This is a genomic window from Enterococcus avium (assembly GCF_002891025.1).
Classification (GTDB): Bacteria; Bacillota; Bacilli; order Lactobacillales; family Enterococcaceae; genus Enterococcus_A; species Enterococcus_A avium.
Map to the genome: position 1 here is coordinate 527,441 of NZ_NBSL01000003.1, position 21,137 is coordinate 548,577.

General features: G+C 37.5%; 18 protein-coding genes. 16 read left to right on the forward strand and 2 right to left on the reverse strand.

The genetic code is table 11. The features are described 5' to 3' along the window. Positions 1 to 63: 63 nt before the first annotated feature. The 3 genes from AUF14_RS18225 (at position 64) to AUF14_RS18235 (ending at position 3,831) form a co-directional block, all read left to right on the forward strand. Complete coding sequence (locus AUF14_RS18225; RefSeq protein ID WP_102866399.1) at positions 64 to 1,404, forward strand: PTS sugar transporter subunit IIC; 1,341 nt, start codon at positions 64 to 66, stop codon at positions 1,402 to 1,404. Positions 1,405 to 1,462: 58 nt separating this feature from the next. Beyond that, positions 1,463 to 2,830: a glycoside hydrolase family 1 protein gene (locus tag AUF14_RS18230; RefSeq protein ID WP_102866400.1), complete on the forward strand. Its 1,368-nt coding sequence runs from the start codon at positions 1,463 to 1,465 to the stop codon at positions 2,828 to 2,830. A 239-nt stretch (positions 2,831 to 3,069) separates the two neighbouring features. After that, entirely contained in the window at positions 3,070 to 3,831 is a 762-nt protein-coding gene (locus AUF14_RS18235; protein WP_102866401.1) for a tyrosine-protein phosphatase, read from the forward strand. A gap of 19 nt (positions 3,832 to 3,850) precedes the next feature. Here the strand turns inward: AUF14_RS18235 and AUF14_RS18240 are convergent, their stop codons facing one another. Continuing rightward, a complete protein-coding gene (locus tag AUF14_RS18240) occupies positions 3,851 to 5,389 on the reverse strand; it encodes a helix-turn-helix domain-containing protein (RefSeq protein ID WP_102866402.1) in 1,539 nt (512 codons plus the stop codon). A 278-nt stretch (positions 5,390 to 5,667) separates the two neighbouring features. Between AUF14_RS18240 and AUF14_RS18245 the strand changes: the two genes are divergently transcribed. The 9 genes from AUF14_RS18245 to AUF14_RS18290 all read left to right on the forward strand — a co-directional run bounded on the left by AUF14_RS18245 (position 5,668) and on the right by AUF14_RS18290 (position 16,242). After that, complete coding sequence (locus AUF14_RS18245; RefSeq protein WP_102866403.1) at positions 5,668 to 6,915, forward strand: O-antigen ligase family protein; 1,248 nt, start codon at positions 5,668 to 5,670, stop codon at positions 6,913 to 6,915. Further along, positions 6,912 to 7,442, forward strand: a complete 531-nt coding sequence (locus AUF14_RS18250; protein WP_227656381.1) for a glycosyltransferase — start codon at positions 6,912 to 6,914, stop codon at positions 7,440 to 7,442. The genes AUF14_RS18245 and AUF14_RS18250 overlap by 4 nt, the downstream gene beginning before the upstream one ends. Before the next feature lie 1,067 nt (positions 7,443 to 8,509). Then, complete coding sequence (locus AUF14_RS18255) at positions 8,510 to 8,722, forward strand: hypothetical protein (RefSeq protein WP_102866404.1); 213 nt, start codon at positions 8,510 to 8,512, stop codon at positions 8,720 to 8,722. A gap of 584 nt (positions 8,723 to 9,306) precedes the next feature. After that, positions 9,307 to 9,921, forward strand: coding sequence for a polysaccharide biosynthesis C-terminal domain-containing protein (locus AUF14_RS18260; protein WP_227656382.1), 615 nt, complete (start codon positions 9,307 to 9,309; stop codon positions 9,919 to 9,921). Then, positions 9,914 to 10,276 carry a WecB/TagA/CpsF family glycosyltransferase gene (locus tag AUF14_RS18265; protein ID WP_227656383.1) on the forward strand — a complete coding sequence of 121 codons (363 nt, stop codon included), beginning with the start codon at positions 9,914 to 9,916 and terminating at the stop codon, positions 10,274 to 10,276. The genes AUF14_RS18260 and AUF14_RS18265 overlap by 8 nt, the downstream gene beginning before the upstream one ends. Positions 10,277 to 10,477: 201 nt before the next feature. Beyond that, positions 10,478 to 11,557: a glycosyltransferase family 4 protein gene (locus tag AUF14_RS18270; RefSeq protein WP_227656384.1), complete on the forward strand. Its 1,080-nt coding sequence runs from the start codon at positions 10,478 to 10,480 to the stop codon at positions 11,555 to 11,557. Positions 11,558 to 11,578: 21 nt separating this feature from the next. Then, entirely contained in the window at positions 11,579 to 12,349 is a 771-nt protein-coding gene (locus AUF14_RS18275) for a helix-turn-helix domain-containing protein (RefSeq protein WP_102866405.1), read from the forward strand. Positions 12,350 to 14,144: 1,795 nt separating this feature from the next. Further along, on the forward strand, positions 14,145 to 15,302 hold the full coding sequence (gene wecB, locus AUF14_RS18285; protein ID WP_102866407.1) for a non-hydrolyzing UDP-N-acetylglucosamine 2-epimerase: 1,158 nt from the start codon (positions 14,145 to 14,147) through the stop codon (positions 15,300 to 15,302). After that, positions 15,292 to 16,242 (forward strand): LCP family glycopolymer transferase, encoded by a 951-nt coding sequence (locus AUF14_RS18290; protein WP_102866408.1) that lies wholly within the window; start codon positions 15,292 to 15,294, stop codon positions 16,240 to 16,242. The genes wecB and AUF14_RS18290 overlap by 11 nt, the downstream gene beginning before the upstream one ends. 256 nt (positions 16,243 to 16,498) lie before the next feature. Here the strand turns inward: AUF14_RS18290 and AUF14_RS18295 are convergent, their stop codons facing one another. Then, a complete protein-coding gene (locus AUF14_RS18295) occupies positions 16,499 to 17,749 on the reverse strand; it encodes an IS110 family RNA-guided transposase (protein WP_002346915.1) in 1,251 nt (416 codons plus the stop codon). 394 nt (positions 17,750 to 18,143) lie between these two features. On the opposite strand from AUF14_RS18295, the gene AUF14_RS18300 reads away from it, so the two are divergent. The 4 genes from AUF14_RS18300 to AUF14_RS18315 all read left to right on the forward strand — a co-directional run bounded on the left by AUF14_RS18300 (position 18,144) and on the right by AUF14_RS18315 (position 21,120). Continuing rightward, positions 18,144 to 18,623, forward strand: coding sequence for an Rrf2 family transcriptional regulator (locus tag AUF14_RS18300; protein WP_193756255.1), 480 nt, complete (start codon positions 18,144 to 18,146; stop codon positions 18,621 to 18,623). 11 nt (positions 18,624 to 18,634) lie between these two features. Further along, entirely contained in the window at positions 18,635 to 18,823 is a 189-nt protein-coding gene (locus tag AUF14_RS18305; protein ID WP_102866410.1) for a hypothetical protein, read from the forward strand. A 49-nt stretch (positions 18,824 to 18,872) separates the two neighbouring features. Next, on the forward strand, positions 18,873 to 19,856 hold the full coding sequence (locus tag AUF14_RS18310) for a choloylglycine hydrolase family protein (RefSeq protein ID WP_102866411.1): 984 nt from the start codon (positions 18,873 to 18,875) through the stop codon (positions 19,854 to 19,856). A 274-nt stretch (positions 19,857 to 20,130) separates the two neighbouring features. Beyond that, positions 20,131 to 21,120, forward strand: coding sequence for a LacI family DNA-binding transcriptional regulator (locus AUF14_RS18315; RefSeq protein ID WP_102866412.1), 990 nt, complete (start codon positions 20,131 to 20,133; stop codon positions 21,118 to 21,120). Positions 21,121 to 21,137: the final 17 nt, after the last annotated feature.

The window sequence follows — 21,137 nt, forward strand, 5'->3', positions numbered from 1 at the left end:
CTTTTAAATGGTATTATATTTTTAAAGCTAACGCGTGGCTGTAAAAAATTGGAGGCACAAATAATGAATGAGGATAAAAAGCAAAAAAGAGAAGCTTTGATGGGGAAATTTGTTTTGACAGCTCAGAAAATCGGAGATCAGATTTATTTGAGAACATTGCGTGATTCATTTGCAACAATCATGCCGCTGTTCATTTTAGCGGGAATTGCTATTCTAATTAATTCAGTTGTGTTGGATTCTACAGGTTGGTTCAAAAATTTTATTAGCGCAGAAACAATGGCAACTTGGCAAAATTGGGGAAATATTATTACTAACTCAACATTGAATATTACGGGTATCATTCTTGTCATCGCAATTGGTTATTTCTTAGCTAAAAATAGAGAATACGATAATCCAATCGGTGTAGTCATTGCGGTAGTCCCAGCGTTTCTGACGCTGCTTCCGATGATCATTGAAACGACACCAATTGATGCAGAGCAGGCTGTAAAAATCAACGGCGTAATCAGCTATGGAAATATTGGTTCAAAGGGTGTCTTTGCGGCAATCATTACCGGCCTTCTCGCAACAGAGCTGTATATTCGATTAACGCGATCAAAAAGGTTGAAAATTAATTTGGGAGATAGTGTTCCACCTGCAGTAGGAAAATCATTTAATACAATGATTCCTTTAGTTATTGTTGTTTCATTATTTGGTTTTGCCTCATTTCTGATTCAATTAACTGGAAATGATTTTATGGCGATTATTGAGCGATTCATTCAAGAACCATTGCGTGGTGTAGGAACCTCCCTATTTGGTTATTTACTTTTAGTTTGTCTTGGAAACTTGCTCTTTTCTTTTGGAATTCATCAATCGGTAGTTACCGGACCGATCTTAGATCCACTATTGATGGTAAATATGAACGAGAATATGGACGCTGCAGCAGCAGGGCAGCATGCTCCTCACATTATTAATTCAGCCTTTCATCAAGTTTATGGTGCTCTAATGGGTGGAACTGGTTCAACCATTGCTTTGGTGATTGCGATCCTACTTTTTAGTCGCTATCGTGCATACAGGGATTTGTCCAAATTGGCTTTGGGACCAAATATCTTTAACATTAATGAACCTGTGATCTTTGGTCTACCGATTGTGTTCAATCTGCCAATGATTATTCCATTTGTTTTATCTCCTATTGTTGGTACAGTCATTGGTTACTTAGCGACGTCCATGGGATTGGTAAATCCGTGTGTTGTAACGATTCCATGGACCACTCCACCATTTTTAAGTGGTTTTTTGGCTACTGCAGGTGACTGGCGAGCAATCATTGTTCAGGCAATTATCATTGTTGCCCTAGTCTTTTTCTACTTGCCATTCTTGAAAATCAGTGAACGAGTTGCCCGAGCAAGTGCTGAGTCACTAGCAGGTTAATCATTGCGATTTGGAAAAGGAACAAGGATGAACAAGAAAAAATGATTGGAATGAGAGAATGGGAAAGAAAAAATTTTTTTGGGGCGATTCTTCATCAAGCATGCAAACAGAAGGTGCGTGGAATGAAGGCGGAAAAGGACCTTCTGTTTACGATGTTCGTGAAGCGACTGAACATACTTCAGACTGGAAACACGGAATTGATCGCTATCATAGATATGAAGAGGACCTTGATTTGTTGCAAGAGATGGGAATGAATTTTTATCGTTTTCAAACCTCTTGGTCGAGAATCAATCCGATGGGAGATGGTGCGTTCAATGAAGAGGGCTTACAGTTTTATGATCGCTACATTGATGCAATGATGGCACGAAATATAGAGCCTATGCTGTGTTTATATCATTTCGATATGCCGCTAAATTTAGCTGAAAATTATGAAGGATTCATGAGTAAACATGTAGTCGACGCTTTCGTGGAGTATGGGAAGATGGTAGTAGACAGGTATAAGGATAAAGTAAAGTACTGGGTCACGTTTAATGAGCAAAACTTGTATTCGACACCGTTAGCACTACTTTATGGCGGAACGCTCAAAACAGCAGACACAGCAGAAAATATTCATCAAATTGCACATAATATCATGGTAGCTCATGCGAAGATCGCTAATTATATTCATACCACGACGGATGGTAAAATTGGCGGAATGCTGGCCTATTCTGACATGTATCCTGCAACAAATGATCCCAAAGATATCCAAGTAGCAAGAGAATGGGATGAGTTCATTAATCAAAATCTATTGAATGCATTTTGCGGACGCGGTTATTCTAAACAAGTTCGACGCTTTCAAGAGAAATGGCTAAATCTAGATATAACAGAAGAAGAGCTTTTGGAGATTGAAAAAGTTGCAAGTGATTATCTGGCATTTAGCTATTATTGTACCGGATCGATCAGTCATAAAAATATTCCATCAGATATCGCGCCAAATTACTATTTAACATTCGGTGAGGTTGACAATCCATTTGTTTCAAAAAATCAATGGGGACTTGGAATTGATCCTCTGGGATTTAGAGATATTATCAATAAAATGTATCAAAAATACAATATCCCGATTTTCCCAGTCGAAAATGGGATTGGTACAAAAGAAGAGTGGGATGGAAAAAATCAGATCGAGGATGATTATCGGATTTTTTATCATAAGCAACATATTAAAGCCATGAAAGACGCCATGACCATTGATGGATGTGAAGTATTGGGATATCTTGGCTGGGGGTTGATTGATTTACCAAGTTCGAAGGGCGATATGGAGAAGCGGTATGGTATGGTGTATGTGAATCGTGGAAATCATGAGCTTCGCGATATGAAGCGCGTCCCTAAGAAGAGCTTTTACTGGTTTAAAGACTTTTTAGAAAAAGAAAATAGTAAGATAAATAGTTAAAGAGAGAGAAAAATATCAAAAGACTCTGGGTAGATTGACTACCTGGAGCCTTTTTATGTTTAACCAGATTTGATATTAGCGTGCTACTAGTTTCAATAGATGAAATTCATTCAAATGGAAGGATGAGCAATCTTTTGTGACTATCGAAATCACTGATTGTCAAAAAATGAACGATTTTTGATGGGTCATAGTTTAGGGCTTTTGGTAAAATCGAACAAAAGCAGTTTGGAGTGGTTGGCATGATTGATTTACACTGTCATATTCTTCCAGGAGTAGATGATGGGCCTGAAAATCTTGAGGAGAGCATCGCTATGGCGCATGCTGCCGTTAAACAGGGGATCACGCACATTTTGTGTACGCCTCATCACAACAATGGCCGTTACACCAATCCGGCGCCTAAGGTAATTTCAGCGGTTAAGAGTTTGCAGCGAGAATTGAATCAAAGAGGGATTGAATTGACGCTTTTTGAAGGCCAAGAGATTCGCTTGACTGGAAATTTACTAAAAGAGATTCAACAGCAGCAGCTACTATTTACCGATTTAGATGACCAATACCTATTAATCGAGTTTCCTACTATTGAGGTTCCTGCGTATACAGATGCACTTTTTTTTCAGTTAATTGATCGAGGCTATACTCCTGTAATTGTACATCCTGAGCGTAATGCTGTTTTTTCCAAAGATCCGAACCGGTTATTGCCCTATTTGGAAATGGGGGCCTTGACCCAAGTGACCGCACCAAGTATTGTCGGTTTCTTTGGTCCAAAGGTTCAAAAGGCAGCCAAGACAATGCTGACTAATCGGTTAGCCTTTATGGTCGCCTCGGATGCTCATAGCATACAGCAGCGTGGGTTTTATTTGAAGGAGGCCTATCAAGAGATTGAGAAAACTTTTGGAATAGATCGGGTAAAAGAGATGGAGCAAATGACTAAGGATTTACTAAATGGAGATCCTGTCGTGCGTCCGGATTATCAAAAGGTGAAGCATTTTTCTTTTTTTAAATAGCTGAAAAGGCTTGTATCTTTCAAAAAGATACAAGCCTTTTCTGCTGATTTTTGACGGTGAATAGCTCGTTTAATTTTGTATCCAGAGTATAAAAATCAAGTTTTGTCGGTTTTCTTGGAATGACGATATTTGGAATGGTAGGCTGATCTACTAAAATTGTTTTTCTTGTTGAAAGTAACAGATCAAGGGAATTTCTTTTACGAAGACAGTCATGATGGGTGTAAATTTCCATTTTAAATCTTCCGAGATATTCATTCTTGATCATCTTTATCAGATGTTGTTCTTCTAAATTTGTTAAATCCGTTGCTAAAAAAATTTGTAAAGGCTCCTCTACCTTTTGAATAGGAGTAATCGTTTCAAATAATAATGGATAAATGGACAATAGATAATCTGTTTCTCTAAACAGCGGGAAATTTGTCTTTTTTTGTAATAAAGCAATCAATTCGCGTGCCCGTTCTTTTAAATGAGGAGAAATGGTTTCGTTGTTGTGCAAATAAGAATCCTGCGAATAGCAATCGGAGGACTCCTTATTTTGAAATAATTGGCAATACAAATGTGCGCTATAGAGACTTTTTTCGACCGTTTTTAGATCGTCTTTAGAAATAAAGAATTTTTGCTGGTCAAACCAAAGATTCTTGAAGGCTTCAACAGACTGAAATAATTGCGTATTGCGTTCATAGTGGAATTCGATGAATTCTTTTCTAATGTATGTATTGTTAAGTACCTCATCAATTGTAAAAACGTATAAAAATAGAAAGCCTATTTCATCCTGACGATGGAGTTCTTTAGGCAAAACATCTCTCAACTCATCGAAAAAACGATCAAATAATTCATTTTTCTCAATATTTTCCCACAGCTCCCTCGTTAAGTGAACATGATTTTCCTTCTTAGCTCGTTCAATACACACCGCAATCATGCAAAACAGCTTCTTATACTCAAAATCCGATAGACATAAATGAAAAAAGTTAATTACGTAATCGATAATTTTTTCAGTAACTAGCTTGGTTGTACTTCCGTAGTGCCAACTGCCTCTGCTGTATGAAGACAATAACAAGGAGAGACTTAGATTACGAATATGAATTTCATTTCCAATCAATTCCAACGAACGACGTTCAATAGAAATTCCTCTTGGGACTAATTTTTTTCGGAATTTATTGATCATGCGCCACAAGGAGGACTCACTTACATAATACTGATGCGAAAACTGGATGATTGAAGGCATTTTTGAAAAAAAGATTTTCATAATCAACTGATAGTTGATCGTTCGTTCAATCATTCGAAAAATCAAATCCTCCAAGGCTGGTTCAAAATCATAATATAAAAAATAGCCTTTCTTATTGTGATTTTTTAAAGCGATTTCTTTTTTTGAAGCAAAGGAATCAATGTCCTCTTCGATAAATGTAAGGTATTTCAACATGGTACGTTGATTGATTTCTAATTGTGAGGACAATTCATCGATGGATAGCCATGTTTTGCTTTCCTTTAATAAGCAAATAATCTCTATCTTTATGAACGTTTCCTTGTCAAATAGATCAGCGAATTGATGGTTTAGAAACATCTTTGTGTAGGCACCTTCTTCTAATAATTTATAAAAAATAGTTAATCAATCAGAAAGAAATATCGTGATTGCCAAATAAATAGACTTTTGTAATGTTAATATTTCGTTTTATTAATTCATAATTATTATTTTATACTCTCGTTCAAAAATCTACCAACCAAAATTTGAATTAAAATTAACAAAAAAAGACGTTTCGATAAATGTGCCTTAGATTAATATTAGTTATATTTAATTTTTATGCTAAAACATTATTTAAATTTTAATTGAGGAGTGATTTGTTGAGTGATCGCATGAAGATTCATTTTTTTTTGTTACTAATCTTGATTTTTCCTTTAGTGGATATTTTCAATGGAGTCTTCATATCTTATGGAAATCCGATGCCTTTAGGGACCGCCTATCGAATCTTTTTCATCGCATACATTTTCTACGGTGTATTAACAAAAGGAATAAAGCAAACAGATGATTATGTATTGCTTCTGATAACTCTTTTTTCATTAACGATCATCTGTATCATTCAGGCCTTCTTTTTCAATACAGGCTTCACTTTGTTGGTAGAAGAACTGTCATACGTTATTCGGTTTTATTTATGCTTGCTGATTCCTTTTTTTGCTAAGCAGTTTGGAAATTATTTATCTGTAAACAAGTTAGCTAGATTAACAATTCTTTTGGATGTTTTTTTGATTGGCGGATTACTGATTCCTTACGTACTTGGATTAGGAAATAGTACCTACGATGATGCGGCAGGCTTTAAAGGTTTCTACTTCGCTACGAATGACATTGCTTATGCTTTTTTAATCATGCTTTTTTTTGTTGGCTGGTTTCTTATTCAACAGAAGCGGCGAATCATTCCGGCAGGCTTCTTAATAGGACTTTATTTTCTTAATATGTACTGTCTATTAATTTTAGGAACAAAATCTGGATTGATGACAGGCATTCTCTATTCGCTTTTTTTGATTGGGCATTTTTTATTTCGTCATCGCAGTCAGTCGTTGTATGAGCAATTTATTATTTTTGAATTTTTACTTGCTTTGCTCTTCTTTCTTGTGATGAAGGGGAAGGAATTTCTACTAAATTCCTTGTCTAGTGTAATTGCACGCTTTACCTACTTCCGCACGCTTTATCAAGACGATTGGCCGAGGCTGCTGCTGAGCTCCAGAAACGTCTATTTGAAGGATGCCGTCGCGAATTTTTCTAAATTACCTAAGAATCAATATGTTTTCTGGTTTGGTTCTGGTTTTGAGAATCGGTGGAATTGGTATGGCCGAAAGGGCGGATTAATTGAAATGGATTTTTTCGATATGTTTTTTTCTTATGGGATTGTCGGAACGATCGTCTTGATAGCTGTGATGGCTTATTTTCTGAGGGTAGCGGCTTATCAAGGATTTAATAAATTTTGTATTTTCTTACTTATATTTACGATTGTATACAGTTTCTTGGTTGGACATGTCCTTTTTTCAGCATTGTCAGCGACGGTGTTTGGATTTACTTGCATGTTCATCCAAGTAATTAAAGAGGAACAGCTATGAAAAGAATCATTATGGTGGGACCGAAGAGTACTGGAAAGGGTGGAATTTCAACAGTAATCAAAAACTTTATTGATTATTTTCCCAATAATCAGAAATATCAGATTCGTTATTTTTTTTCGTGGAATGAAAAGGGCAAGCTTTTCTATGCTTTTCGCGCCTTTTGCCAACTCTTTAAGGCTACTCATACTCGTGAAGTAGCGATTGTTCATTTCCATGTGTCTCAAGATGCAAGCTTTTATCGAAAAGCTTTATTAATAAAAGCAATAAAAAAAGGAACAAAAATCATTTTTCATATGCATGCACCAAATTTTGAAGCGTTCTATAACGACGCGGCTAAATTTGAGCAACGTTACATTTGTAAGGTACTAGATCGTGTCGATCTTGTAGTCGCCTTAGGTGATGACTGGAAGGAATACTACCAGACGCTGACGAAAACGAAAGTAATCGTCGTAAATAACGCTGTTTTTGTTCCTCAGGAAAATAGCTATCAAGCTAGTTCCACAAATGTACTCACCTTTGGCCGGTGACTTAACGATAAAGGTGAAATGCAAACTCGGTCAAAACCGGTAAAATTACATTTGAGGGTCAAAATTGCAGGAGTTTTCAATCTCTTTTTTACACAAATCCTATAAGAACGGGCTTTTACTTTGTGAAAAATGAAAGAAGCCTGCAATTTTCATAGCCTTATGCAATTTTGCCCACTTTGACACATTTTGGGTTTTATGAATGGAGTAGGAATACTGATATGTCAGCTTTTATACCTGAAAAACCTTACGAAAAAAGTTAAAAAAACCTATTGATTGCTCGTTTTTCTTAATATTTCCTTAATAAAGCAAGTAAGAGGTTTGTAGAAGCTCAAAAATAAGGGAGTTTTCGACCTTATGGACAGTTATCTAACGGAAGCATAAATAAAAAGCTATAAATTACAAAGAATCCAAGTGGGGAAAATCGTTTCGACGAGCGGATCTCTTTATGTTTACAAATATTTTAAGTCACTCCATTCAATCGTAAGTAACATAAGGAACGTATCTGAAGAAGCTGTCATAAAAGGAAGATATCCTCGGTCAGAATCAATTTCTAATACACAGGGTACGGTCTCTAGACGATGATCTTTAAGAAGCATTGACTTGTTTCACGGATTTTAAAAGAAACAGGAGATTTCTTTTGCTACATAAAAAATGTGATTAGTAAGCCTGTAAATTCTAAAAGGATCCGAGTTCTCTTCCTCTTTTGCAGGAGTAGAATGACAATGCCTGGTGAGCGACGGATTTTTAGCAATTCGTTGAAAAAGACTTCTCATACTAACTAAAAAAAGATGGAACAATGCAAACCTTAAAAGAAGGATCATCGCTGAGTGCAGGATTAGTTCGATAAAATCGGCTTAAAACAGAAATCCTTTTGATTAAGTGAAGGAATTATTGCTTTAGTAGCGTTGACTTGGTCATACCCTGATTTGAACATCAAAAATCAAAGAACGGTTGTCTCCAGAAGAAATTTTGAAAAAAAAAAAGATCATCGCGATTGCTGGCTTGACTAAAAAAAGACAAGGTTCTCGGATGAAAAACTGGAAAATACCGATCAGGAGCTAATAGAGTTGAGACGCCACAAAGAAGAAATGCGGCGAGCGTTTGCGATCCAATTGCGGCGATTGCGAGAACTTATTGTGGATACTCTCAGCTATTTAAAAGACATGATGATATCAATCAATATGACTATTCCAACTGCTTCCATTGTTTTTGCTATTGGTAGTTTTGGCAGCAAGATCTCATTTATCCAACGCTGTCTTTCAGCTTTGGTTTGGGATTGAAAAAACTTGACACCTATAAATAAGTCAAAAAGATTGAGCAAAAGCGAGTATGAGCACGAAGCAGAAGACCGCGACGAAAGAACGTCAACTGTCAAACCGATCGAAATTTTCGCTCCTTCAGTTTGATTGAGCTTGCGTGATTGATGAGAGCCATCAATATTTTAAAATTATTTGCAGATTCGATAGTCAATTGTTTTTCTTTATATTTGGTAGTCGTTTTGGAGTGCAGTACAAGCTATTTCAAAAAACTTAATCTTTTTTGGTGCTAAGATAATCAGAATTAATTTGTAAAAGAGGTATATTCGTTAATGCGGAACGAGCTGTTAATGAACTTCCCATGGGTGGTAAGTTTCCTTTTACTGATTTTTTGATTCAAAATTTTTCATTTAAACGAAGCTGGATGCCTCGAACGGTTTGTTTTATTATTAGGTTATGTTTTATTTCGGCGTTTAACCAAAGCGGAGAATATATCGGATTTTTGTTTCCTTGGAAGCAAATGGATGAAAACGCTGATAGGAGATTCCCTATCTGTGGTGGATTAACAATTAGCGGTTTATTATCCTTCCCAGTAAATTTCATGATTGGTGTCTGGATTTATTTTCTTTTTCGGTGTTGAAAATTATCGCCAAAAGGATGCAGGGGTCTTTCATCAAAAAGTCTTCAATCATTATTGTACGCTGCTGCTGATTTTTTCCAGTTTGATTTTATTATTTTTAGATCCATTATCCTCTTTGCTGCTATCAAAGGAATTTTATTTTGCTAAAGCCTACATTCCATTATTGCTAGTAAGTAATTTTTTCTCCTGTATTTCTGGTTTTCTAGGCACAACCTATATCGTGGTGAAGAGAACAAAAGGTGTCTTAACGACTTCTTTAGCAGGAGCAGCAGTCAGTTTTGTTGGAAGTATTCTTCTTATACCGCTGATAGGAATCAACGGGGCTTCGATCGCTTCCGGACTGGGCTTTTTCATCATCTTTTATTTACGAAAAAAGGAAACGAATCGGCTGATGGCAAGTACGTTAGCAACAAGACAAATGCTGCTTCAGTTTGGGCTGTTGGTTTTACAAATATTTCTTAATGAGGGGTGGCTTTTTTCTAAAACACTCGGCTTTATCAGTCAAATGTTAATGATCGCAGGCATTATTTTCATTGATTTATTTCAAAACAAACTAATAAGAAGGAGGGGGCGCAATGAATAAAATTGAACTGTTTGATCTGTTGATTGATGAGGGAAACTTGAAGGAAACGGTGGATGAAATGCTCGCACGCATTCAGCGCGATGAAGTAATCGAGCATGTAGGCGTCAATTCCAACAAGGTGGTCTTGAGTCATCGAAATGCTCAAATAAAGAAAATCATTCAACAAGCCGATATGGTAAGCGCGGACGGCTACTCGGTTGTTCGAGCCTGTCGTTGGCTAAAAAAGAAAAATATCGAGCGTGTTACCGGGATTGATACAATGCTGGAGCTTCTCAAACAGGCTGAAGAAAGGGGTCTGACCGTTTATTTCCTAGGTACGAAGGAAAATTATCTTCATTTAAATATCCGAAACTAAAGATTCAAACTGGCAGATGATGAACATTGCTGCCTGTCAACCGCAAATGTTTTCGCGTGAACTAAGCGGCGGAAGTCAGAGCGTTTCCCGGGATCGAAATGTGGCTATCGGTTTAAGGAGCGATGGAAGTATCCATTGTAATGAAGAAATGTCCTGGTTGCCGATACTGCAGTCGAATTGACTAGATTCTTTTTCAAGAAAATGAAGCAGAAGATTGAGATCTCTATGCTTTCGAATCAATATACACAAGTAATTTCCGTCAAAACAAAAGAGCGTCCTTTTTGGTGGCTGCTTCAAAAATGTTGGAACAAGGGGAAACAACTTTTCACGGGAAAAAGAAAAAATCTTATTCTCTATCCAGAATTAATCGAAGCAGCTAAGCGGTATCTACAAAAAAATACAGTGGACTGCGTGATTGATCTGAATTGTCCTGAACGCATTCCTGCTATTCGTTCCTTTTACTTAGGCAAGCTTGCCGTTTATTTACACAATGATTACTTAAATCCCCAATCGTTTAAAGGAGCCGAAATTCTTCAAGAGCTGGATGGTGTCTTATCGGTCTGTGATTTTCTTAATGATCAGGTGCGTCAAATCAACTATACGAAGGACTGGCCGTTTCTTTATCGAATAAACAACGGAATTGCGCTAAAGGAATATCAACCAGCAACAAAAGAAGAAAAACAGAACATTCGCTTAAAACTGAACTACAGCCAAACTGATTGTGTCATTGTCTTTTCAGGCCGAATAACGGAAACCAAGGGTATTCATCTTTTGTTTGAAGCATTGAGTCAGCTTGATTCACTGGAGAATGTAAAGGTTTTGGTATTAGGCGGCACTACCTACAGCTCCGCTGAAAAGGATGGCTATTTCAAAAAAGTGCTGGCACAAGCGGAACACTTGCCGATTGAAGTGACATTCACAGGATATATTGAAAAACAGCAGATTCCTAATTACTTGAAGGCGGCAGATATTTGTGCCGTCCCATCCATATTTCATGAGACCTGTTGTCTTTCGGCAGTTGAAGCTCAGGCAATGGGAATCCCTGTGATTGCGACTAGAATCGGCGGGATTCCTGAATATATCAGCGAAGCAAGTGCGTTTCTGATCGATTATGACGCACAATTTGTAGAAAATTTTGCGACTGGACTAGATCGCTTGATCCATGATCAGACCCTTCGACAACAAATGAGGAAAGAAGCGCTAAAGGAGAGGATGAGGCACTCACAGGAACGCTATTATGATGAATTTGTAAACTGTATCAACCATTTTGTTGATGAATGAACGGAGAAAAGGAGACTGAAAATGAAACTATTAATTTTAACAAAAAATATTTTGGCTGAAACCAGTTTTCAAAGCAAGCTGCAGCAAATGAATAACGAAGTATTTTGCAGTACGTGCTTATTAGATGCCTGCTATTCGATGGATCAAAAGATGAGTTATCTGCTGTCCTGCTTTGATGCGGTCATATTAAGCGAAACAATTTCCTATCAGGAGATTGTTGATTTACTCTCTAATATTCGTGAGCATGTCCCTGCTATCGTTAGAAAATATGAAAGCGAATTTAGCAAAAGCTTTGAAGAAGAGCAGACTGATTATGTCATTGATCAGCGGATAAAAGGGGATGCATCGTTAGAGGAAATTCGCGAGCTTTGTCAGACGATGAGTCCGAAAAGTACAGAAATACGGAAGGAAAGCAGCTTTATCTATAGTAAAAAGAAAACACCTGAAATTAATTATCATTTTTATAATTTCGGCTTTTCTAAACGGGAGAGCCGGATGCTGATGTGTCTATACGAAAATAGAGGGCAGTATCTTTCACGCCAAGAAATGTGCCAAAAAATTTGGAACGAAGAGCATGCTTCAGACTCGAAAATGTCCGCATTGTCTAGCTGTGTTCGTAATATCAAAGAAAAAGTCGAAAAAAGCGGTATAGATTTCAATCCGATCGATACCGCATGGGGAAGAGGGTATCAGATGTCAGATGAGTTCTATCACCTGATACAAACAGAAGCAAAACTCAAAAAGAGTGATGCTCACCAAATTCTTAACGTGCCTGAGAATATTTTTCTTTAAAAGTAGCAAAAAAATTCAGAAAACAGACAAAAATAGAAGGAAACTGAGCGTTTTTAATCTTTTTTCATTAAAAATAATGTGAATTTATGGTAAAAAACTAAAAAAACCGTCACATGTTTGATGGTTCAAGGCGTCTCTTCTGTTCTATTATTAGTTTGTTAGTTGTAATTATTCTAAAACAAGTACAGTATTACTGATGATTCGCCGCGCGCCCTTTATCCTTTTACTCCAAGTGCCGACACCTTGAAGTAAATCCGAGTCGCATATTTCCAAGATGTGGTGTTACAGGCGAACATTTAAGGACCTAATCAGCTACTCTTTGATTCGCTTTCAGAAGTCGGCGAGCTGACAGGATTAAGATTTTGATTTTGTTTTTCTTATTATTTCTATTTCTAGGAAACTGACTTAGTAAGTTAGTAGCCGAGCGAAATTACGTGATTACGGAAAGCCACAGCCCGTCGCGGAAAAGGGAAAACCTCTAAGGGTCTTTCCAGAAGAATGCGATTAAATCAAGCATGAAATGCCATTTTGAAAAGAATCGATGATTAAGTTTGTTTAATTTCGGGATCCAGTGAAAAGAGAAAAATTAGTCGAACTTGAAAATAAATTTTTCATAGTAAGTATAAAGTGAAGCCTTGCAAGAGCTGTTAAATTCTAAAAAGAGGACAACCAGACAACTTTGTTTTTAGGGAGTCTACCAAGTAAACACAAAATGGAAAATTGTGAAATTGATGTGAACTGAAAAGCAATCACAAGGAGGCCCAGCGATAAACCCTTAATGTGGTCAAAACATATCAAGATCAATCCATCTTAGGCGAGACAAAAAGTAAGTTAAAGAGCTGTAAGATAATTACAGAAATTCGTGTTTCAGACAAAAAATGTGACAATCTAACAGCTATGACAAAATTGTCCTTTGCAAGATTATACAGTAGGATGACAAAAGTGAAAAGTAAAAGGGCTGATAGGGCGAGTTCTATGAAAGGTGTCGATATAATGGACCGATATCAAGTAACCGAAGGCTTATGATGGACAATGGTCTTGAAGGAAAGATTCCATTTTCTAATCTAAATTGATTATCTAACAACACTTTCTGCTTACGAAGTATGAGCAGCACCTAATGTTCAGGAAAGGAAGGCGATACAAAATGCCAGAAACTTGAAAATCATGGTGGGTACTGAAAGGCTTGTTCAAGTTATTGATCGGCAACGCCGATACCATCACTGGTAGAGATGTGAATCGTTTCATTAGGTGGAACAAATCAACGGATCAATGCAAGCAATTTGCTTAGTTGGTAACATACCCATCTTGTTATAAAAGATAATAAAAAGAACAATGCCTAAAACGAAAGGAAAATGTGGCTCTTCATAAAAATGCGTATACTGTTGGTGCAGTTGAAATAATGCTTTTATGTAAATTTTGATGGCCAACTATTGCGTGTTAGATAGTTTTTGATATTATTAAGTATCTTAACGGGGTTATATAAAGAAACTTTGAAAGAGGATTTGGATGAAAATCACCCGTCTGTCGATGCCCATGTGAATTATCGGTACTGAAAATTGAGAAATTCCTCTTTTGGAGGAGTCTTTTGTTTTATTTGATTAAAATATGATTTTAAAACACTAATAGATTTTTTCATTGATCAATATTTGGCGAGAACAATCAATCTTTTTATTATTTAGATCTTCAATTCGCTTGTTTTATGTTTAAAATCTAGAGAATCTTGAAGGAGCTGATGACAATCTCCTTCAAGATTCTTTGTTGTATGAGACAAACTATTAAATAAAGGGAGATACATATGCCAATAAAAGTAATGTCGATCTTTGGTACTCGACCGGAGGCTATAAAGATGGCGCCTGTCATTAAGCGCTTAGAAAAAGATTCGCGTTTTCAATCTAGTGTTGTTGTATCGGGGCAGCATAGAGATATGTTGGATCAGGTCTTGGACTTCTTTCAAATTATGCCAGATTATGATTTGAAAATCATGAAGGAAAAACAGAGTTTGAGCGATGTGACGGTGAGAATTATTGAAGGCTTGACCCCTATCTTGGAGGCGGAAGCTCCAGACGTGGTCTTAGTTCACGGAGATACCACAACCACATTGGCAGCGGCGTTATCCGCTTATTACCAGCAGATCACTATAGGCCATGTCGAGGCGGGGTTGCGAACCTGGAAAAAGTATTCCCCATTTCCAGAAGAAATCAATCGTCAGCTTGTTGATTCATTATCTGATTTTTGTTTTGCGCCAACTGCGGATAGCGCAGCCAATTTAATGAAAGAAAATTGTCCTAAGGAACAGATTTTTATTACAGGAAATACCGCCATCGATGCGATGAGGTACACCGTTCGTAAAGACTATTCTCATCCTAATCTTATTGATAATGGCAAACGCCGTTTATTAGTCACAATGCATCGTAGAGAAAATTTAGGCAAGCCGATGACGGAAGTTTTTCAAGCATTGGCCCAATTGGCAGAAGAGAAAAAGGATATCGAGATTATTTTTCCAATGCACAAAAATCCGACAGTTCGTCAGCTTGCTGAACATGAGTTGGGTAAAAGTAAAAATATTCAGTTGATTGAGCCGTTAGATATTTTTGATTTTCATAATTTTGCGCAACGCAGTACATTGATTTTAAGCGATTCTGGAGGTGTGCAAGAAGAGGCACCTTCGCTTGGGGTGCCTGTGCTGGTGCTGCGTGATACGACAGAACGACCTGAAGGAATAAAAGCGGGAACGTTAAAACTAGTGGGGACTAGGAAAGAGACTGTTTATCAAGAGGTCAAAAGATTGCTGGAGGATCAAGGAGCCTATCAAGCGATGGCTCAAGCGGCGAATCCTTACGGCGATGGTCAGGCAAGTAAACGTATTGTGACTATCCTCGCACAGACTTTTAGTGATAAAGCGATGAAGGCTGAAGAATCTGAAAAAGTAATGGAGCGCAAGAATGGGAAATAAGCGAAAAAAAAATGAGCCACATAAAGTACTCCGAAAAAAAGTCCTAACGATTCTAGTGTCTACGTTACTAGTGTTGATTCTGTTGCTCACTGCAATTGCGGCAAAAGGTTTCTACGATGTAAAAAAAACTACTGAAGAAGCCTATGAGCCCCTGACTAGAACACAAAAATTAAAGACCGTAGACTTAAAACAGCAGGAACCTTTCAGTGTATTATTACTCGGAGTGGATACCGGCAGCTTGGGGCGCTCAGAACAAGGGCGTTCTGATACGATCATGGTGGCTACAGTCAACCCTGAAAAAGAAAAAACTGTATTGGTCAGTTTGCCCCGTGATACTTACGCTGAAATCGTTGGACATAATACAATGGATAAAATCAATCATGCGTATGCGTTCGGAGGTACAGCGATGACGATCGCTACGGTAGAAAAATTACTGGATATTCCAATTAATTACTACGTGTCGATCAATATGAAGGGGATTGAATCTCTTGTTGATGCAGTTGGAGATATTGAGGTTTCTAATCCTTTTGCCTTTAGCTATGAAGAAACAGAATTTCCAAAGGGCTCTCAGCGATTAGACGGAAGCAATGCGTTAAAATATGTTCGCATGCGCTATGATGATCCTGAAGGAGACTATGGTCGACAGGCAAGACAACGTCAAGTCATCGCTGGAATTATGAAGCAAGCACTCAGTATCAAAGGGATCAGCCGTTATCAAGAAATATTAACGAGTCTTGGCAGTACGATCAAAACGGATATCCCTTTTAGTGATCTAGAGATAGTAGCGAGAAAATACCGCAGCGCCTTTAGCACGATTGAATCAGATCAAGCAAAAGGAGAAGGATTCATGCAAGATGAAATCTCTTATCAGCGTTTATCTCCAGAAGAATTAGCCAGAGTTCAGCAGTTGTTAAAAACAGAGCTAACTACGGGAACATAATACGAAATCCCTCTTATTAAACACTTCGTTTTCCAAGTCACCGTTGTTTTCAGGTGTTGAAAAATCTCCAGCTTAACTGTAGACAAAAAATATCCATGGATATATAATGTCTGTAGAAAGTCTAGTGGTAATAAGTCAAGATAATTTTTCAAAAGATTTTTAAAGGTAGTTAATTTTTGAAGCGCACTGAACTAAACCCGACCAAAATTAAAAATTTTTTCGGGTACTTCCAAGGATTAGCGTCAATAACATACTGTTATTTATCTATCACGCTCCTTGGTGGCATATAGAGTTGATGGTTACGTAGTAGCGTATCCACCAGACGCGTAAATTTTCTTGCGGTTAGTACGATGGCTCGTTTGTGTTTATGCTTGGGTGTTTCAGCGTATTTTTTCTTATAATACGCATGGTACTCAGGCTCGTATCTCCTTACGGAGTTGGTGGCTTCAACTAGATAATAACGGAGATAACGATTGCCTCGTTTGGCCATAGGAGTATTTTCATACTCAGAGTTACCTGATTGGTTCTGTCGCCAATATAAACCGGCATATTTAGCCAATTTGCTTTCATCTGAAAAGCGATTGATAGGGCCAATTTCAGCGAGTATACCCGCAGCATAAACAGGACCGATTCCTGGAATACTGGTTAAACATTGATATTCAGGTAGCACAACGACTAAATCGTCAATGGCTTTGTCTAAGTCTTTAATTAACTTTTCAAGACTACGAATTTCTTTGGCTAGAACACCTAAAACAATATCTACAGAGTCCTGATGGACTTTTCCTAACCGGTAGGAACTACGTATGGCTTTAGAAATTGCCTTTGCAATTCCTTCGGGATTTTTAAAACGATACTTCCCTAGTTTTTGAATTAGGTTCGCAAACTCTTCTAATGACAGTTCGGCAAGTTGGTCCATTGTGTAATCTTCCGTCATTAGAGTTACTAATGTGGCACTTAAAACGGATCCACCTTCTGCTTTTAGTTCTTTAGAAAGCGTGTTGCATTTATAATAAATGTTTTCGATAAAGTGTTGCTTTGTACGAACCAGCTGTTTAATTAGCTGATAACGCGTTCTAGTTAAGTGTTGGAGGGCAAGGTATTCTTCCTCTTTAATGATGGAGTTGACTTGCCTTTGGATGCGAAAATAGTCAGCGATATAAAAAGCATCAATTTGATCGTTTTTGTTTTCTTCAAAAATATCACGATACTTTTTAATTTTATTTGGTTGTTCAACTGAAACCATAAGGTTCAATTGATTTAACTCAAGATCTTCTTTAAAAAACATAGCTGGATGAAAGCTATATAAAGATGTGGCCTCCATTCCAATCACTAAGCTCTCTATCTCAAATTTTTGAGAAAATTCGAGAATGTATTCTTTGATCTGGCTTGCGCCAAGTTGACTATTTCCATAAGATGCTTCTTTTAAAACAGAGCAAGTTGAATCGTCTGTCATAAAGCAAGCATCTAATTTTTCAGAACTAACGTCTAAACCGACAAATAGTTTCATGTGGAAGGACCTCCTTTCATTGATTATTCGGAAATTGCTTGGGTACTGTGGGATATCCCAGAATCACGTTGTCTAACGACAGCCTCGCATAATAGAGTTTCATTCATTAAACCTCTAAGCCACCCAATCTCTACTAGGATTGGTAGAGGTCAATGGACTCAGCTAGTGTGTTGGAGGTTATACCAACGGTTCGGGTCACAGACTTTCTGTCGCAGTAAAACTGCAGAAGGTGATAGCGTCTTCCCGTAAGTCCTTTCCAAGACTTATTATTCAGGAATATCCTACAGTATCCAAGTAGTAATCGTTATTTTATTTAAACATATTAGGAATAGCCCCTAAGGGCGATTGAAGGAATGAAAGTTTCTTCAAAATATATATTACGAGAGGTGAGTACTTGAAATTATCATCGTCCTACGTCCAAGCTATTGGAATTTTAGTTATGTTAGCAGAATTACCGGAAAATGACTCGCTAAAATCGAGTGAAATCAGTAAGCGAATGAATGTCTCACATACGTACTTACAGAAGATCGCGACGAAATTGAAGCACGCGGATTTAATTGAATCTTATGCGTCGAAGCAGGGCGGATACAAATTGAAAAAACCTAAAGAAGAGATCAATTTTCTCGATATTTTCTTAGCTGTTGAAGGGGAAACGCCTTTTCTTTCCCATATCAATCTGGAGCCCATCGATGCGATGTTTATTGACCAAGATTTAGTCGCCGAAAAAGCAGAAGTCGTGAAGGAAATCCATAGAGATGCTCAGAAAGCATATCTGAAACAATTAGAAGCTCACTTATTAACAGAGATTTTACCAAAAGATGTGGACGGTCAGTATTTGATCATTGATTGGAAAAAATTAATTAACGAAGAATAGGAGAGAGTAGTATGTCATTTAAAGATGAAATTAACAAATTAAAAGAAAGCTTTGAGCAAACGAAAGAACAAGGAGCCAAATTAGGCGAAAAATACAGTGAAGAAGGAAAAAGTATCGGAGAAGAGTACGTAGAAAAAGGCAAGGCTGTAGGAAAACAGTTTAAGGATATGTCCTCTTCAGTCAAGGACCGGTTTAAATAACCTGTTATAAAAGAGGGTACGTCACTTATTTTTGAGGGAGTAATTGATTATGTGTACTAGTTTAACGTTGACAAATCAAGCGCAGCAGCATTTTTTGGCAAGAACCATGGATTTCGGCTTTCAATTAGAGGGAAGACCAGTCGTGATTCCCAGAAATTATGTATGGAAAAAGCAATTTAATGGCTCGCAACAAACAAAATACGGCTTTCTTGGGACGGGTCGAAATCTAGGAGAGTATTTTCTAGCAGATGGGATCAATGAAAAGGGGCTTGCAATTGCAGAGCTTTACTTTTTAAATGAAGCCAAATACAGCTCTGAAGAAAAAGAGGCGTCTGTCAATTTGGCTCCTCATGAATTTATTATCTGGCTACTAGGTGAGATCGAAAGCATTTCTGAATTGCGGGAGCGAATCGCCGAAGTCCAGATTGTTGAAAAAGAAGTACCCGTTTTAGACTTTGTACCGCCGCTTCATTACATCGTAATTGATAGAACTGGCGAAACTGTGGTGCTTGAATCAGATAGCGGCGAAATGGTAATAAAAGATAATCCAGTTGGCGTCATGACAAATAGTCCAGAGTTTGGCTGGCATTTGAAAAATTTGAATAATTATTTGAGTATTCAACCCAACAATTTCTCAAATAAAAAAATCAATGGGTATGAAATCAAGCCTTTTGGTCAAGGTTCCGGCACGTACGGGCTGCCTGGCGGGTATACTTCACCAGAACGATTTGTGCGAACGGTTTACCTGCGCGCGTTAATTGAATCGGGAGAAACTGTCGATGATTCTTTGAATGCGATGTTTAAAATCTTGGATAATGTCACGATTCCAAAGGGTGTGAACATTAAAAACGATGGCTCGATCGACTATACGCAATACCGAGCTGTGTTTGATGTATCGAACGGTAGTTATTACTTCAATCCGTATGAAACACAAGAGGTTTTTGAACTGACATTGACTGAAGAACTGTTAACGAAAGACGAGCCAGTTGAATTTAAATATCCAACAGATTTCAAAACGACAAAATTAAATTAATCGCTAATAAGACAAGCTAGTTGAAATAAATCCTTTCAATAGCTTGTTTCTTTTGTGTGAGGTAGCTTAGATCTACAAGATGAAGGAAAAGAAAGATTTATTGCTTATATAGCAAGGAAAACGATCTATTTTGAATGAACTTCTTCCAAACTGTAAAAGATAAATAATGATAAATTTTCTCGTTTCATTATTAAAGGGAAGAATTAATCTCAATTGTCAGCCTTCTTATCCATGCTATAATGAAAGGGATTAAAGTTGTTAGGAGAAGTGCGAGATGGCAAACATGAACGACGTAGCGCGACTGGCAAAAGTTTCTAGAGGAACGGTGTCCAACTATATTAATGGAGCGAGAGTAAAAGCCGAACCAGCAAAAAGAATTGAACAAGCAATCCAAGAGCTGAACTATGTTCCGAATCAGGCTGCTCGAGCGTTAAAAAAGCAAACTAGTGATACGATTGCTTTCATTTTACCAACGATATGGACGCCCTTTTTTGCTGAGCTTACTCATTATATCCAACTGGAATTACAGCGCAGAAATTTGAAAATGCTGCTATGTAATTCTCAAAATGATTTTAACTTAGAGCTGGACTATGTAAAAATGGCAAAGGAAGAAAAAGTCCGAGGGATTATCACGATCTCATACAGTGACATTGATCCATACATCACTTCAAATTTACCTATTGTTTCGATTGAGCGATATTTCAATCAACAGGTCCCATTTGTTACCAGTGATAATTTTCAAGGAGCACGAATGGCGGCAGAAGCTCTTCACAAGCGGGGGGCCATCAAATTGCTGATGATTCTGCGAGAATTGCCAAATAACTTAGGGATTTATGAACGGATGAATGGGTTTATTGATTACTGCAAACATGCTTCGGTTGATTATGATGTTTATTTGGATAAAGGTGATTCCAAAGGTTTTTCAAAACGAGTAGAGCAGTATTTGACTGACCTTTACACAGAGGATTGCCCTTATGATGGTATTTTTACTGTTACTGATCGCTATGCGGAATATGTGCTGGATACCTTTCGGACACTAAACTGGCAAATTCCGGAAGATGTTCAATTAATCGGGTTTGATGGTGCCCGCAGCTTTGAGACCGAACAGCTGAAGATCACTACGATTGCGCAAGATATCAGAAAAATTGCGGAAATATGTGTAGAAGAATTGTTGAATTTCGATAAAGAAAGAACTATCCAAAATAAGAATATTTTGCCTGTAAAGCTGCTAGAGTTGCAGACTACTAAAAAGTTGAATGATTAAATTCAACTTTTTTTTAA

What these genes read in the sequence shown, in the direction of transcription:
- AUF14_RS18295 (WP_002346915.1), bottom strand. Translation starts at nt 17,749, where the DNA reads ATGAAACTATTTGTCGGTTTAGACGTTAGTTCTGAAAAATTAGATGCT.
- AUF14_RS18230 (WP_102866400.1), top strand. Translation starts at nt 1,463, where the DNA reads ATGGGAAAGAAAAAATTTTTTTGGGGCGATTCTTCATCAAGCATGCAA.
- AUF14_RS18310 (WP_102866411.1), top strand. Translation starts at nt 18,873, where the DNA reads ATGTGTACTAGTTTAACGTTGACAAATCAAGCGCAGCAGCATTTTTTG.
- AUF14_RS18290 (WP_102866408.1), top strand. Translation starts at nt 15,292, where the DNA reads ATGGGAAATAAGCGAAAAAAAAATGAGCCACATAAAGTACTCCGAAAA.
- AUF14_RS18275 (WP_102866405.1), top strand. Translation starts at nt 11,579, where the DNA reads ATGAAACTATTAATTTTAACAAAAAATATTTTGGCTGAAACCAGTTTT.
- AUF14_RS18305 (WP_102866410.1), top strand. Translation starts at nt 18,635, where the DNA reads ATGTCATTTAAAGATGAAATTAACAAATTAAAAGAAAGCTTTGAGCAA.
- AUF14_RS18270 (WP_227656384.1), top strand. Translation starts at nt 10,478, where the DNA reads ATGAAGCAGAAGATTGAGATCTCTATGCTTTCGAATCAATATACACAA.
- AUF14_RS18315 (WP_102866412.1), top strand. Translation starts at nt 20,131, where the DNA reads ATGGCAAACATGAACGACGTAGCGCGACTGGCAAAAGTTTCTAGAGGA.
- AUF14_RS18240 (WP_102866402.1), bottom strand. Translation starts at nt 5,389, where the DNA reads ATGTTTCTAAACCATCAATTCGCTGATCTATTTGACAAGGAAACGTTC.
- AUF14_RS18225 (WP_102866399.1), top strand. Translation starts at nt 64, where the DNA reads ATGAATGAGGATAAAAAGCAAAAAAGAGAAGCTTTGATGGGGAAATTT.
- AUF14_RS18235 (WP_102866401.1), top strand. Translation starts at nt 3,070, where the DNA reads ATGATTGATTTACACTGTCATATTCTTCCAGGAGTAGATGATGGGCCT.
- AUF14_RS18265 (WP_227656383.1), top strand. Translation starts at nt 9,914, where the DNA reads ATGAATAAAATTGAACTGTTTGATCTGTTGATTGATGAGGGAAACTTG.
- AUF14_RS18250 (WP_227656381.1), top strand. Translation starts at nt 6,912, where the DNA reads ATGAAAAGAATCATTATGGTGGGACCGAAGAGTACTGGAAAGGGTGGA.
- wecB (WP_102866407.1), top strand. Translation starts at nt 14,145, where the DNA reads ATGCCAATAAAAGTAATGTCGATCTTTGGTACTCGACCGGAGGCTATA.